This is a genomic window from Gordonia mangrovi (genome assembly GCF_024734075.1).
In the GTDB taxonomy this organism is placed as follows: Bacteria; Actinomycetota; Actinomycetes; order Mycobacteriales; family Mycobacteriaceae; genus Gordonia; species Gordonia mangrovi.
Window position 1 is genome coordinate 3,850,381 of the sequence record NZ_CP102850.1, and the last position, 14,129, is coordinate 3,864,509.

Sequence of the window (14,129 nt, forward strand, 5' to 3'; positions counted from 1 at the left end):
ATCATGACTGCCGACCTCCTGCCGCTCGATCCCGACGAACTGCTCACCACCACCCGCTCCGTCCGCAAGCGTCTCGACTTGGAGCGGCCGGTGCCGCTGGAGATCGTCAAAGAGGCGTTGGAGGTGGCGCTGCAGGCGCCGACCGGCAGCAACAGCCAGACGTGGCACTGGATCGTGCTGACCGACCCGGAGATCAAGCGGAAGGTCGCCGACCTGTACGCGAAGTCGTTCGCCGCGTACTCGGCCAATCAGCCGCGGCACGACGACACGGCCCGCCGGGTCGCGTCGAGTGCCCAGTACCTCGCCGACACGATGGCGCAGGTGCCGGTACTGGTGATCGGCGCCATCTACAGCGGGGGAGAGTTGCCGGCGGGCAACCAGGCGGGTTTGTGGGGGTCGCTGCTGCCGGGTGCCTGGAGTTTGCAGCTGGCTCTGCGGGCCCGCGGTCTCGGGTCGGCGTGGACCACGCTGCACCTGGTCTACGAGAAGGAGGTGGCCGAGATCCTCGGGATTCCGGCCAACATCCATCAGGGCGTCCTGCTGCCGGTTGCCTACTACACCGGCACCGACTTCAAGCCGGCCGGCCGCAAACCCCTCGATGACATCCTGCACATCAACGGGTGGTGACACGGCCGTCATGGTGCGCCGGGCGCGGTAGAGTCCGAGGTCACCATGACCACGTCTCCCTCGTCCGAACAGCCTCCGCGTACGCGCCGAGGCCAGGCGAAGGCCGCGCGCCGTGCCGAGCTCCTCGAGGCCGCGGCCCGGTTGATGGCCGAACGGGGATTCGCCGGCGTCACGTTGGAGGACATCGGTCGTGCCGTCGGCGTCAGCGGCCCGGCCATGTACCGGCACTTCTCGTCGAAGACCGACCTGCTCGATCAGATGTTGGTCGACATCAGTCAACGCCTGCACGACGGCGGGGCCGAGGTGGTGGGCCGGGACGCCGAGCCCGCCCAAACGCTACGTGACCTGATCGGATTTCACATCGACGTGCTGGTCACCAAGCCGGATCTGATCACCGTGCAGGATCGCGACCTGACGTCGATGACCGCCGCGGCCAATCATCAGGTGCGGTCATTGCAGCGCCGCTACGTCGAACAGTGGGTGGATGTGCTCCTGGCGCTCGCGCGCGATCGTGGCGTGGATCTGACCCGCGCTGAGGCGCGGGTACGAGTCCATGCGACGTTCGGGTTGCTGAACTCCTCGCCGCGGCTGCCCGCGTTCGGGGCCGACGATCTGCGCTCGGTGCTGACGACGATGGCATGGTCGGCGTTGTTGGCGTAGCGGCCAACCTGTTGCGGTAGGCCCCCGTATCAGGGCTGTGACTCTCGTCGGCGACGACCGGCACACGCTTGCCCTGTCGCAATATGAGACGACTGCGCGAATACAGCGCAGCATCCGAATCCGGGCGGGATCGTGAAAGGGCGTGTACCCCGCGCGCGACGACGACCACGGAGGAATCCCGACAATGAAGGCACTCGTGTATCACGGCCCTGGCGAGAGGGCCTGGGAAGACGTTCCGGACCCGGAGGTGATCGACCCGACCGACGCCATCGTTCGCATGGAGACCACCACGATCTGTGGCACCGATCTGCACATACTCAAGGGCGACGTCCCCGCGGTCACCGAAGGGCGCGTCCTGGGTCACGAGGGGGTCGGAGTGGTCACCGAGGTCGGTCCGGAGTGCACCAAGGTCGCCGTCGGTGACCGGGTGATCATCTCCTGCGTCACCAAATGTGGAACCTGTGAATACTGCAGAGCCGGGATGACCTCGCACTGCCAGACGGTGGGCGGGATCGGGTGGATCTTCGGCCACCTGATCGACGGCACGCAAGCAGAGTACGTCCGAGTTCCGTTCGCCGACAACGGACTGATCCCGTTGCCGGACGGCGTCTCGGCAGAACAGGGCACGATGCTCAGTGACATTCTGCCGACCGGATTCGAGATCGGTGTCCTGTACGGCGCGGTGAAAGAGGGCGACGTCGTCGCCGTCGTCGGTGTCGGTCCGGTGGGGCTGGCCGCGGTCATGACGGCAGCTGCGCAAGGCGCGTCCAAGGTGATCGCCGTGGACGGCAACAAGTTCCGTCTGGAACAGTCCCGCGAGTTCGGCGCCACCGACACCATCGACGTCAACGCCGGCGGAGATATCAGCGCAAAGCTCAAGGAACTCAGTCGAGACGGACTCGGCGTCGACGTCTCGATCGAGGCCGTCGGGATACCGGCGACGTTCACTCTTGCGCTCGACAGCGTCCGGCCGGGCGGCCACGTGGCCAACATCGGTGTTCACGGTGAGAGCGTCGAATTCCCCATCGAACGTGACTGGATCAACAACCTGACCATCACAACCGGCCTGGTGAACGCCACCACCGCTCCCGTATTGCTCGAGCGGATCCAACAGGGCGAGATCGCCCCGCAGAAATTCATCACTCATCGATTCACGTTCGACGAGATGGATGCGGCGTACGAGACCTTCGCCAATGCAGCCGACGAGCACGCCCTGAAGGTGATCATCTCGCGGACGTGAGCCGGTTGAGGTGGCCGCGTCGTCGTGGAGTCGGAGGAGTCGCCCGTCTGAATGATTCTTGCCCGGGGAAGCGGTCGGGCCGCGTCGATCGCTCCAGATTCTGGTAGGTTTTTGCCGGTGAATGGGCCGTTCGGGGTGGCCGATGGGGGATCACCGGTGGCACGATGCGCTGATCTCGTCAGCGAGATCGACGCGTTCCATCAGGGGTTCGGTCAGCCTGCGCAGCTGATTGCCGCACTGCGGACATCGGTGCTACTCGTGCCGCTGACCTCGGATGACCGCGTCTGGCGGGTTGTGGTGGGTGGCGTCGGCTGGGTTGGTGTCTTCACCAGCGAGGACGAATACGCAGCATTCATGTCGGCGCGCAGAGAATTCGGTGCCGCGAAGTATCACGCACTGTCGGGGTCTCGAATCCTCGACGACGTCACCACCAGCTTCGCAGACGCCACCGGGATCGTCGTCGATCCTTGCGGCGACCGTCCGATGCCGTTTCCGCCGGCAGTGGGGCAAGAGGTCGACTCATGGGCGATCTGAACGTCGATCCTCAGGTTCTCCACGAAGCGGCCGACGGCATCACCGGCATCATCGGCGGATTGTCGGGGCTGGGAGTCGGTCAGACCGGGGCGCTCGGTCGAGGCTTCTCATTGCTCGGCCTGTCACCGGAGGAAGCCGGTAAACAGGAGGTGCAGAAGAACTTCGAAGAATTCACCGAGCGATGGTCGTGGGGTGTGCGATACCTGGTGCAGGCCGCCAACGAGATCGCCGAGGTCCTCGACCTCTCGGCCGGTCGCTATCACATCATGGATGAGGAGTCGTCGGACACGTTCAAGACGGCGTGGACGCATCTTCTGGGCAACCCGCATCTGAGCGACGAGGAGATCTCCGAGCGAAGTTGGGGCGAAACGTTCGCCGACAATCCGATCAACAACGTGATGAATCCCGACTACAGCGGTGAATCGTTCGACGAGGCATTCGACCACTTCCAGACCAATAGCGCCGTGGTCGGTGCCGTGGGCGACCAGGCGCTGGCGAACCTGTCACCGGCAGCTGCAGCCATGGGAGTGGGCGACGGCGCGCACTACCACTCGGGTGCAGCAGCAGAGGCATCCGAGATCGTTGCCGGATCACAGGCGCCGGCGCCGGGGACCGGAGACTGATGGGCCTCTTCGACGGACTCGCCGATGGTGTCAACCGACTCGGCGACGCAGCCGGAGATGCTCTCGAGAGTGCCGCCGAGCACGCCGGTCAGGCGGTCGACGCAGGTTTGGATGCCGCTGCCGGTGTCGCACGCGGGGTGGGGGCCGACGGCGTCGCCGAAGCTCTCGACGATGCCGGCGACAAGGTCGCCAGCATCACCGGCGGCGCGGTCGACGAGCGCGAACTGGGTGAGACCGAGGACAAGCGTGAACTCATCCGCGGTGACAGCGGGAAGATCAACGAATCGGCGAGCACCTTGAACGGGATCGGAGCCGACGTCGGATCGACGGGATCGGCACTGCGACAGGTGGATGCAGCCGGTTGGACAGGCGAGGGGGCCGACGCCTTCAACGCGGTGTTCGATCAACAACCGGCATTGTGGAGCGAGGCCTCCGCAGCCATGGAAGCAAGCTCTGCTCAGCTCTCGGCGTGGGCCAGCACCGTCGAGTGGGCTCAGTCCCAGGCGCACGAGGCGATTGCCATCTGGAAAGAGGCAGAGAACGAGGAGCGAGCGAAGAAGGCCGCCTACAACGCACTGTCCGGCGAAGAGCGCGCGGCGACACCTCTCGTCGATTCCTGGACCGCCAAATATGAGGAAGCGCGGCGGATTCTGAAGTCTGCACGCACAGAACGGGACAACATCGCCGGTGACATCGCCGGCGCGATCGCCGCTCACACCGCGACCGCGCCGACCGAGCCGCCCTTCCTGAATCGGATGGCTGCCAACGTCTCTGACGCGACAGGCGTGGCCGAGCACGCACGTCTGACCTTCTCGTCCGGCGTCACCACCAGCCTCACCGGGATCGTCCAGTTCGCCCGACAACTCAGCCCCACCGACCCATACAACATCACCCATCCGGCCGAGTTCATCAAGGGCTCCAGTGACCTGGTCACCGGCATGATCGTCGCAGCGGCCGACCCCGGAGCGACTGTCGACGCAGTGTTGTCGGATGCGCGTGCGAATCCGTTCGAGACCATGGGCAGTCTCACCGGTGACGCAATCCTGACTGCGGCGACCGGTGGGGGTGGTGCCGCGGCCGCATTGGGGAAGAACGCCGCTCGTGTCGGTGGTATCGGACGCGACGCGCTGGGTGCGGCACGTGGGGCTGAACGTGCCGTCGATGCAGCACGTCCGACGGCACGACCGGGCGGGCATCCGGTATCGCCGGACGCAGCGTCCGGCGCGGAGTCGAAGGCCGCGGAGGCATCCGAGGGTTCGCGGTCCGAACAGCCGTCGGTGCATGCCAGCGAGCAGGACGCGCCCGATGATCGAGGCTCCGAACCGGATGGCCAGTCCGCGGAGAGAGAATCCGGAAGTGTTGCTCCGACCGGGAACGATGGCCCGTCGGCCGAACACGCGGCCCACGCCGATCATGGTGGCGATAGCCCTGGATCGATCGATGATTCAGCTGAAACACTCTCTGCGAAAACCGATTCGGGCGGCCAGAGTGATGTTCATTCCGCGTCGGGCCCGGCAGACATGGCCGTGCACGACCACGGCGCTGCGAGTGCCACAGACGAGGCGGGTGCAGCAAGCGACCAGACCTCTCACGAGGTCACTGCGGGCCGTGACCCCGTCGATCTGGCTACCGGCGAATTCCTGCTCCCGGAAACAGATCTCACACTTCCAAGCGTTCTACCACTGACAATCGGCCGGCGCCATCGCTCCGGATATCGATTCGGACGGTGGTTCGGGCCGACGTGGTCGAGCACCCTCGACATGCGGATCGTTGTCGAAGACAGCGGTGTCACACTGCTGGCAGAAGACGGCGTGATGCTGACGTACCCGCATCCGCGTGTCGACGAGCCGGTGACTGCGCGGCACTCCCAGCAGCGCTGGACGATGTCGCGGACAGACGGTGGCGGCTACCGGGTGACAGACCCAGATCGTGATCTCACCTGGCACTTCGCGCCCAAATCCGAACTCGTGGGTCTGGATGTAGCACTCGGAAATCTATCCATCAGCGCCATCACCGATCGTCACCACAATCGGATCCGTTTCCACTACAACGAACGCGGCGAGCCCGTGGAGATCAGGCATTCCGGCGGTTATCGAGTCCACGTCGAGGCGCATGGCGGACGAATTCGCTCTCTGGCTGTCGGTCTCGACGACGGTGCGACGCCGCGCGTCGTCCGCGAATTCCACTACGAATCCGGACAGTTGACCTCGGTGAGCTCCGCGTCGGGTGGGGCGACCACCTATGCGTACGACGAATATGGCCGGATGCTGTCGTGGCGCGACTCCAACGACAACGAGATGCGCAATACCTACGACGGCGACGGTCGGGTGGTGCGGCAAGACGGAACCGGCGGCATCATGTCAGCCGAATTCGAGTACCTCACCACTGGGACGGGATCGGTCACCGTTGTCACCGACTCCAGCGGAGCACGTTCTGCGCACGGCTTCGACGCGGACCTGCGACTCCGGGATCGGCAACTACCCAGTGGCGCACGCACGCATACAGATTTCAATCCGCGTCGCGCGCCACTCGAGGTCACCGCGCCCGATGGTGCAGTGACCCGATACCTCTACACACCGGACGGTGATGTCGCCGAACTGGTGAGGCCCGACGGTGCGGCAATCCGCGTCGACTACGCCGCGCCCGGGTGTCCATCCGCGGTCCACCATGCCGACGGGACCGTGACTCGCCAGGAGTGGGATACCGAGCGCAATCTGGTGGCAGTAACCGATCAACGCGGCGCTCGAACGGAATACACGTACCGATCAGACGGCACCATCGAAACGGTCGTCGACGCCGCCGGCGGCATTACCCGTGTCCTCTGTGACCCAGCTGGATTACCGGTCCAGGTCACCGATCCGGCAGGTGCGACCACACTGATCGACCGTGACGCATTCGGGCGCCCGAAAGCGGTGACCGATCCGCTGGGACGAGTCACTACGTACGAGTGGACTCCCGACGGGAAACTGCTGCGGCGCGGCAACCCGGATGCCACCGAGGACCTGTGGAGCTACGACGGCGAAGGCAACCTGCTGCGCCACATCGATCCGGCGGGTGCGCACACCGTTCACACATATGGCGCGTTCGATTTGCTGGCCAGTACAACTGCGCCGGACGGTACCGTGACCAGCTATACGTGGGACACCGAACGCCGTCTCGTCGGTGTGACAAACCCACTGGGCCAGACGTGGGCGTATACCTACGACGGCGACGGTCGACTGACCGCCGAAACCGACTTCTCGGGTGCGCGCACCGACTACACCCACGAGGCGACCGGACGGGTGACGTCGGTGACACCTGCGACCGGGGTGACGCGCCGACTCCGCTATGACGTCCTCGGACAACTGGTCGAAACCCGCGCCGACAGCGGCGAATTTCGGAACTACACATACGATCTGGCGGGCCGGTGCACGACGGCGGTCAGTGGTGTGGGCGACACCGTCACCCACACCGTGAATTTCCGGACCACGGCTACCGGGGTAACTTCTGCGGAATCGATCGACGGTGAATCCGTCGTTCGCATCTCCCATGACATCGCGGGCCGCCGCATCGAACGGCGCTCCTCCTCGGGGGCCGTGACGTCGTGGCAATGGGGTCCCGCCGGCGAACTGTCGGCGATGATCGTCGACGGCCGTCGCATCGGATTCGAGCACGACATCCGCGGTGCGTTGACCAAGTGGAGTGTCGGCGAGCTCGCGGTGTCACGGGCCTACGACGCGGGTGGCAAGCTGAGTGGACAGCGAGTGCTCACCCATCCAGAGCAACTTCTCGACCTGGGTCTGGGTGGCTCGACTCGACCAGAACCGCTGGTGATTCGGGCCGACACGTACGACTATCGTGCTGACGGCTTCCTCACGGGTCAGGCAACGACGACGCCACGAGAAGTGCGACAGCGGACTCTCGATCTCGATCCAGTCGGTCGGATCACGTGCGTCGTGGACAACGACGCGGTCACCGAGGAGTATGCCTACGACGCACTGAGCAACGTGGTGGGTCAACAGGTGGCTTCTGCCACATCGATCGATCGTGATTCGATGGGGCGTCGAGAGTTTCGCGGCAATCTGCTGGTGCGGGACGGACGTACCAGATACTCCTATGACGCGGCTGCCCGACTTGTGCGCAAGTCCGTGGGTCGATTGTCTCGGCCAACCGATGTCTGGCACTACCGCTACGACGCATTCGACCAATTGGCAGAGGTGACGACTCCGGACGGTGTTCGGTGGGTGTACACCTACGACGCTCTAGGCCGTCGCATCACCAAGGCGCGCCTCGATTCGGCGGGGAACATCACGGACCGTATGCGATTCGTCTGGGACGGCGAGACGGTCATTGAGCAGCACTCGGCCGATGAGGCGACGCGGTGGTCGTATCGGCCGGGTACTCATACGCCGCTCACGCAGACCTGTGCCCGGTTTGCACCTGATCAGGATGCGGTGGATGCCGAGTTCTTCGCGATTGTCACCGATTTGGTCGGGTCGCCGACCGAGTTGGTGGTGCCGGAGTCCGGTGAGGTGGTGGGCCACGCCGCGTCGACGGTGTGGGGTTCGACGACGTGGTCCGGTGCGCAGACGCCGATTCGGTTTCCCGGCCAGTACTTCGACGGCGAGACCGGCTGGCACTACAACCTGCATCGGTACTACAACCCAGAGACGGCCCGCTACGTGACCCAGGACCCGCTGGGTCTGGCGCCGTCACCGAATCCGGCCGGCTATCCGTTCAATCCGACGGCGTGGGTGGATCCGTTGGGGTTGGTGCCGGAACCGTGTCTGGAGGGCACCGCAATAGAGGGTGCGCGGCGCGTGAGCGGTAGATTCCCGGAGCTTGCTCAGCCGGGGGAAGTTCTGTACCGCTCGAACGGCCCGCAGGTCACTTCATATCAGGCTTACGACTCCGATGGCTCCCCACTCCAGCGAGTCGACGTCACGGGACGAGCGCACGGCGGTGTACCGACCCCGCACGTCATGGTTTTTGAACGGCATTTCGCGCCTGACGGAAACCTGTTTATTAAGGAGTCCAAAGAAGTAAGGCCGGCGACCCCTGAAGAGACGAGAGGATTGCGGTGATGGCAGACATCTGGCAGCAGATTCCGAAGATCAGTGAGTACGGCACGTGGATGGATCCCAAGACTTATCTACGTAATCTTGGCGATCCAGTCACGGCCGTAGCTATCGCGTTATTACAGAAACCACGGTTTGAGGAAGTTGAGGGCTGCGTGATCCTGGCAGGTTCGGACCACGACAACGTTCGCGACTGGCTCCGGCAGTTGCCGGATCGACAATCTGTTGAAGAAGTCGTTAACCATGTTCATTTGTGGGACATCCTTCCAGGACTGGATTCAATGCCGACCGTCGTCGCGCTCACCCTGGGTGAATGGTTGGCGTGGGGCTGGGAGCGCGCAGCTTCGGAGCAGTATCCCGATCGAGAGTTCCGAGCGGAGGCCAGAGAGGGGGACTACGGCGTCGAAGTCACGGTGTCGCAGGCCCACGCGGGTGGAAGTGTCTAGAGGAACACCTCGAGCGCCAGCGTTCGGCATGGTTTGCGCTTAGATATGAAGATTGGCGGCGTTCAGGGCAACAATCGCTGAACGTGAGCCTGGTAGTCGAACGGCAAGCACGCCGAAGCGTTCGTCCTTTCGGCGTGAGGCTTCGCCGAAACTTCGGAATTTTCAAGTCGATAGATGTCCTCTGGTGGTCCCGTGCCGGGTCCCGCGAGCTCATCTCGTCGAAAAGCCTGTCGGTTCGTGGTCTCGGCCGGGAGCGTCGAGACCTGTCTGCGGCTTCGGCCTACGTCCGGCCATCGCGAGAAGGCCAAACGCACGACAAGACCAAGTTTTCAAGAGCAGCCAGCCCCTGAGCCTCGACGCAAAGGTGTCTCCACACGACCACCCGCACTGTCGCCGATGTTGGGACAGCAAGGGTTGCGGGTTCGGCCATCATGGGTTACTCTCGAACATACGTTCGCAACGCGGTCTGTCGGGGGTGAGTATGGCCGGGTCTCATGAGTCTGATGCGGTCGATGCACCTGTATCGGATGTGTCGTTGTCTGAGGTGCCGGGTCTGCTGGCCGAGTTGCATGCTGTGGTGGATCGGTTGGCGTCGGCGGATCTGTCGAAGTGCAGTGATGCCGAGTTGGTGGCGGTGGCCACCGCGCAGGAACGGGCGATCAACCGGATGTTGTTCGAGGGCAACCGGCAGATCCTGGAGATCTCGGATCGTGATGTGCCCCGGTCGATGGGGTATCGCAGTCTGCCCAACTTCATGAACGCGGTGTTGCGGGTGTCGCACCCCGGTCGTCGCCGACAGCAGATGACCGCGACCGGTGAGTTCCGTCAACTCGACGGGCAGCCGGCCGAGCCGAAATATCCGACCCTGGCCGAGGCGTTCGCCGACGGCCGGGTCGGGCCCGCCCACATCGACACCACCGTGGAGTTCCTCGACGCGTTGCCGCACCGGGTGCCGCATGACAAGAAGGTGGCCGCCGAGGCGACCCTGGCCGGGTTGGCGTGCGAGCACACGCCCGCCGAGATCGGCGAACTCGGGCAGCGGTTGCTCGACAACCTCGACCCCGACGGCGAGTTGACCGACGACAGTGACCGTAAACGGCGTCGTAATGTGTGGGTCAACCGGCAAGACGCCCAGCAGATGTCGAAACTGACCGGCCACCTCGACCCGGAAACCCGGGCGTTGATCGAAACGTTGTGGGCGGTGTGGGCCAAACCCGGCCTCAATAATCCCGACGACCCGGACTCCCCACGCGGCGGGGTCGACGACGCCGACCCCAAGGCGTTGGAAGCAGCCGCCGCACGGGATCTGCGGTCCCCGGCGCAACGCAAACACGATGCGTTGGCGGCGTTGTTGCGGGCGGTGTTCGACGACGGCCTGCTCGGTAAGTCGCATCGTGGTCTGCCGGTGCAGTTGATCATCAAGGCCGACCTCAACGATCTGATCCGTGAATCCGGGGTCGGGATCACCGCGACCGGGTCGAGTCTGCCGATGTCTGATGTGATCCGGTTGGCCGCCCAAGCGCAACAGTATTTGGCGGTGTTCGCCGACAGCAGTCCGATACCGCTGTATTTCGGGCAGGCCAAACGACTGGCCACCCGCGCGCAACGGCTGGTGTCCTTCGCCCGCCCCGACGGGCACGTGTGTTCGGCACCCGACTGCGACCAGCCCGCCGCCCACGTGGAGATGCATCACGCCGTGCGTGATTTCGCCGACGGCGGCAAGACCGACATCGTCGACCTCGCCCCCGCGTGTGGCCCGCACAACCGGATGGTCGGCACAAACCCGGGCCAGTTCACCACCGGGGTGTACACCGACGGCCCCGACGCCGGGCGGGTGTGGTGGCGACGCAACAGCGAACCCGGCGCCCCACCGAATCCGAAACGCCACAACCGACGCCCCGACGTCGCCGCCCTGTTCTTGCGCAACCTCGAACAGGTACGCGCCCGCATCCACCCACCACCCACACCACCGCCACCACAGCGGCGCAACACATACGAACTCACCGAGATGATCGCCCCACCCATCTCGGTCGTCGAAGCCTGCCTCGCACTCCAACTGTTCAACAACGCACAGTGAATCCGAAGTCGCCACGTCCACGCGGTCATTGGCCGGGCGTCGATGAGGCTCGGTTCACGATCGGTAGCGCCCGTTCATCGTTGACTGAGCTGCCGGTCGACAGCATCCGATCGACCGGGTCGATCCTCCGCGAACCGAAGAGCGTCCAGCAAGGCGAGTTGTTCGTCGTCCAGGTCGATCGCCGTTGCGCGGCGGGCGTCGTCGAGATTCGACAACGCGCTGGTGCCCACGACGACACCCGCTACTCCCGGTCGCCTGAACAGCCAGGCCAGCGCGAGTGAGGAGGGGGTCACTCCCCAATCGTCGGCGAGGGATGCGAACCGCCGGGCTCGACCGATCTGATCGTCGCTGAACCCTCCTCCACCCCAACGTCTGTGGCCAACGTATGCGCGCTCGATAGCACCGCGTCCGGCCAGTAGACCCCCGGCCAAGGGGGAGTAGGCGAGCATCGGAATATCGAACTTCTGCGCCGCTGCGGTGACGCCGCTGTCTTCGACATCGCGTTCGGCCAGGCTGTAGCGGACCTGATGGGTGGCGGGTGGCCGCGCGCCCGACTCCGACACGACATGCATCAGCTGCTCGGTCTGGGCGCTGGAGTAGTTGGAGATACCCCATGCGCGGATCTTTCCCTGGGTGATCAGATCGTTGAAGGTCGCGACCGTCTCATCGAGCGGCGTGTGCAGATCGGGGAGATGGGCGTAGTAGAGATCGAGGCGATCGGTGCCCAGCCGGCGAAGACTCAGGTCCAGTTGCTCGACGATGTGGTCCCGGGTGAGCAATCCGACGAAGGGGCCGTCCACGCGCGACCGCCCGAGTGGTTCTCCCACCTTCGACGCCAGATGGACTTCGTCGCGTATGCCCCGCAGCGCACGCCCCAACAGTTCCTCCGACGAGGGACGAATCCGGTGTGACGGTACCGACGGCTGGTCGTACTCGGGCTGATTGCCATACGAATTGGCGGTGTCGAAGGAGGTGATCCCGCGCTCGAGCGCACCACGTACCAGTGCGGGGACATCGTCGGAGCGCGGAGCCACACCGAAGGTCGCGGTTCCGAGTACGAGTCCCGGAAATTGATTAGCATTCTGACACATAGGGATTCGCTTTCGGAAGGCACATTCGCAAACACCGATGTCTGGGTCGGGTTGGCCGAGGAATTGCATCTCAACACATCTCGGTGGATGAGATCGTATGGGGCGCCGACGATCCTCGTCCATACCTCCGATGCGGTATCTGTGCGGATACCACGGCGCAGCGATGGCGTCGTGGGCTCGCCAGCTGATGGACTGATCCGATGCCCAGTTCCCGCCGTGGCGGCGTTGCAGCGAGACGACGTTCCAGACGACACCAAGACATAGCCCCAGCAGGCGATGCCCGACGCGGATCGTATCGTGCGGGACTGTTCATCTTGTGCGGGTGCGGAATGCTCGCCTCATTTCTGGCCACCGCGTTGGTCCCGGCAGCCGGTATGATCGGCGCCTACCTCGGAGTCAGCGCCACCAGTGGGTCTTGGGCCCTGACCGCCACCTTCCTGGCCGCGGCGGCGAGTACGCCGATTGCGGGGCGCGCCGCGGACCTCGTCGGAGATCGACGGGTACTGACCATCCTGGTGGCGACGATCTCGGTCGGAACCGCCGTCTGTGCACTCACCGACGACCTCGTTCCGATGGTCATCGGGCGCACCCTGCAGGGATGCGGGGCCGGAGTGATCCCAGTGGGGATGAGCATCATCCGTCGCCTGCTGGGGCCGTCCCGGGCGGCCGTCGGCGCTTCCACGATGTCGGTGGCGGTCGGCCTCGGCGGCGGTGTGGGCCTACCGCTGGCAGCGTGGATCACCGAAGACCTCGGCATCTCGGCACTCTTCTGGATCGCCACCGCCGCCGGCGTCTCACTCGCGGTGGGCGTCCGCGCGCTGCTGCCGCCCGACCCGGCACGCTCGGGCGAGTCGTTCGACCCGGTCGGTGCGCTTGGTCTGGTCGCCGTCATGTTGTGTCTGCTCATACCCGTTTCGCAGGGACCCCGGTGGGGATGGACATCACCGGCACTGCTGAGCCTGCTCGGGGCAGGTGTGCTCGTGGCCGTCTTCTGGATGCGGTACGAGATGCGGCACCGGTGTCCACTCGTCGATCTACGTGCTGCTCGATCTCCGGTGATCGCGGTGGCGAACATCGCGTCGGGTCTGATCGGACTGATGTACATGCTCGCCACCCTGACGGCCGCGCAGCTGCTACAGACGGCGCCGGTGGGCCCGTATGCAGGCATGGGGGAGTCGATCCTGATCACCGGTATCCTCCTCACTCCCGGCGGCCTGGTGATTGTGGTGAGCACGCCTGTCGCCGCCCGGCTCATCCGAAGCAGCGGTGCAGCAACGGCTCTCGCCGTGGCCGCGGCGTTCGTCGCCGTCGGGTACCTGCTGCTCCTGCGATGGCACGACGCTCCGTGGCAGGTGTCTGTAGGCGTCACCGTCGTGGCGGCGGGAGTGGGCATGGGGATGACAGCGACCCCGGTGATGATCTCGGTGTCGACCCCGCCCACGCGGATGGCGGCAGCACAGGCGCTCAACGTGGTGGCCCGCTTCGCGGGAACAGCGGTTGCTTCCGCGCTCGTGGTGGCCGTGCTCGAGGCATTTGGTGACGATCACGGCGCTGTCGTGCCGTCCGAGGCCGCCTATCGCGCACTGTTCGTGATCGGTGGCGCGGTGGCGCTGCTCACATGCGCGCTCTCGATCGTGGCGGCCCGCCGCCGTCTTCGGCACGATGTCACTGCGGCGTAACAGGCCTACGCGATCCGACATGTGAACGTAACGAGCATGACGTCGTCGGCACACACGACGGGGCGACCCTGCGCCGCCTGACGCAAATGAGGTAG

General features: G+C 65.0%; 10 protein-coding genes. 9 read left to right on the forward strand and 1 reads right to left on the reverse strand.

Going from position 1 to position 14,129, the window contains the following annotated elements; genetic code table 11:
* The first annotated feature begins 3 nt into the window (after positions 1 to 3).
* The 8 genes from NWF22_RS17505 to NWF22_RS17540 all read left to right on the forward strand — a co-directional run bounded on the left by NWF22_RS17505 (position 4) and on the right by NWF22_RS17540 (position 11,264).
* Positions 4 to 627, forward strand: a complete 624-nt coding sequence (locus NWF22_RS17505; protein WP_160902976.1) for a nitroreductase family protein — start codon at positions 4 to 6, stop codon at positions 625 to 627.
* A 45-nt stretch (positions 628 to 672) separates the two neighbouring features.
* Positions 673 to 1,287 carry a TetR/AcrR family transcriptional regulator gene (locus NWF22_RS17510; protein ID WP_160902977.1) on the forward strand — a complete coding sequence of 205 codons (615 nt, stop codon included), beginning with the start codon at positions 673 to 675 and terminating at the stop codon, positions 1,285 to 1,287.
* A 184-nt stretch (positions 1,288 to 1,471) separates the two neighbouring features.
* On the forward strand, positions 1,472 to 2,527 hold the full coding sequence (locus NWF22_RS17515; protein WP_160902978.1) for an alcohol dehydrogenase catalytic domain-containing protein: 1,056 nt from the start codon (positions 1,472 to 1,474) through the stop codon (positions 2,525 to 2,527).
* 156 nt (positions 2,528 to 2,683) lie between these two features.
* Positions 2,684 to 3,061: an SseB family protein gene (locus NWF22_RS17520; RefSeq protein WP_258321192.1), complete on the forward strand. Its 378-nt coding sequence runs from the start codon at positions 2,684 to 2,686 to the stop codon at positions 3,059 to 3,061.
* The gene (locus tag NWF22_RS17525) at positions 3,049 to 3,684 is read left to right on the forward strand and encodes a hypothetical protein (RefSeq protein WP_160902980.1); all 636 of its coding nucleotides are present in this window, start codon (positions 3,049 to 3,051) and stop codon (positions 3,682 to 3,684) included. The genes NWF22_RS17520 and NWF22_RS17525 overlap by 13 nt, the downstream gene beginning before the upstream one ends.
* The gene (locus tag NWF22_RS17530) at positions 3,684 to 8,747 is read left to right on the forward strand and encodes a putative T7SS-secreted protein (RefSeq protein ID WP_160902981.1); all 5,064 of its coding nucleotides are present in this window, start codon (positions 3,684 to 3,686) and stop codon (positions 8,745 to 8,747) included. The genes NWF22_RS17525 and NWF22_RS17530 overlap by 1 nt, the downstream gene beginning before the upstream one ends.
* Positions 8,747 to 9,187: a hypothetical protein gene (locus tag NWF22_RS17535; RefSeq protein ID WP_160902982.1), complete on the forward strand. Its 441-nt coding sequence runs from the start codon at positions 8,747 to 8,749 to the stop codon at positions 9,185 to 9,187. The genes NWF22_RS17530 and NWF22_RS17535 overlap by 1 nt, the downstream gene beginning before the upstream one ends.
* Before the next feature lie 529 nt (positions 9,188 to 9,716).
* The gene (locus tag NWF22_RS17540) at positions 9,717 to 11,264 is read left to right on the forward strand and encodes an HNH endonuclease signature motif containing protein (RefSeq protein ID WP_309249717.1); all 1,548 of its coding nucleotides are present in this window, start codon (positions 9,717 to 9,719) and stop codon (positions 11,262 to 11,264) included.
* 74 nt (positions 11,265 to 11,338) lie between these two features.
* Here NWF22_RS17540 and NWF22_RS17545 read toward each other — a convergent pair whose 3' ends face one another.
* Positions 11,339 to 12,424 carry an aldo/keto reductase gene (locus NWF22_RS17545; protein WP_258321193.1) on the reverse strand — a complete coding sequence of 362 codons (1,086 nt, stop codon included), beginning with the start codon at positions 12,422 to 12,424 and terminating at the stop codon, positions 11,339 to 11,341.
* Positions 12,425 to 12,684: 260 nt separating this feature from the next.
* Here NWF22_RS17545 and NWF22_RS17550 point away from each other — a divergent pair, with 260 nt between their 5' ends.
* Positions 12,685 to 14,034, forward strand: coding sequence for an MFS transporter (locus NWF22_RS17550; protein ID WP_160902985.1), 1,350 nt, complete (start codon positions 12,685 to 12,687; stop codon positions 14,032 to 14,034).
* The last annotated feature ends 95 nt before the right edge of the window (positions 14,035 to 14,129 follow it).

Coding starts and splice junctions, on each gene's coding strand:
- NWF22_RS17505 (WP_160902976.1), top strand. CDS start 4: ATGACTGCCGACCTCCTGCCGCTCGATCCCGACGAACTGCTCACCACC.
- NWF22_RS17510 (WP_160902977.1), top strand. CDS start 673: ATGACCACGTCTCCCTCGTCCGAACAGCCTCCGCGTACGCGCCGAGGC.
- NWF22_RS17515 (WP_160902978.1), top strand. CDS start 1,472: ATGAAGGCACTCGTGTATCACGGCCCTGGCGAGAGGGCCTGGGAAGAC.
- NWF22_RS17525 (WP_160902980.1), top strand. CDS start 3,049: ATGGGCGATCTGAACGTCGATCCTCAGGTTCTCCACGAAGCGGCCGAC.
- NWF22_RS17530 (WP_160902981.1), top strand. CDS start 3,684: ATGGGCCTCTTCGACGGACTCGCCGATGGTGTCAACCGACTCGGCGAC.
- NWF22_RS17535 (WP_160902982.1), top strand. CDS start 8,747: ATGGCAGACATCTGGCAGCAGATTCCGAAGATCAGTGAGTACGGCACG.
- NWF22_RS17545 (WP_258321193.1), bottom strand. CDS start 12,424: ATGCAATTCCTCGGCCAACCCGACCCAGACATCGGTGTTTGCGAATGT.
- NWF22_RS17550 (WP_160902985.1), top strand. CDS start 12,685: ATGCTCGCCTCATTTCTGGCCACCGCGTTGGTCCCGGCAGCCGGTATG.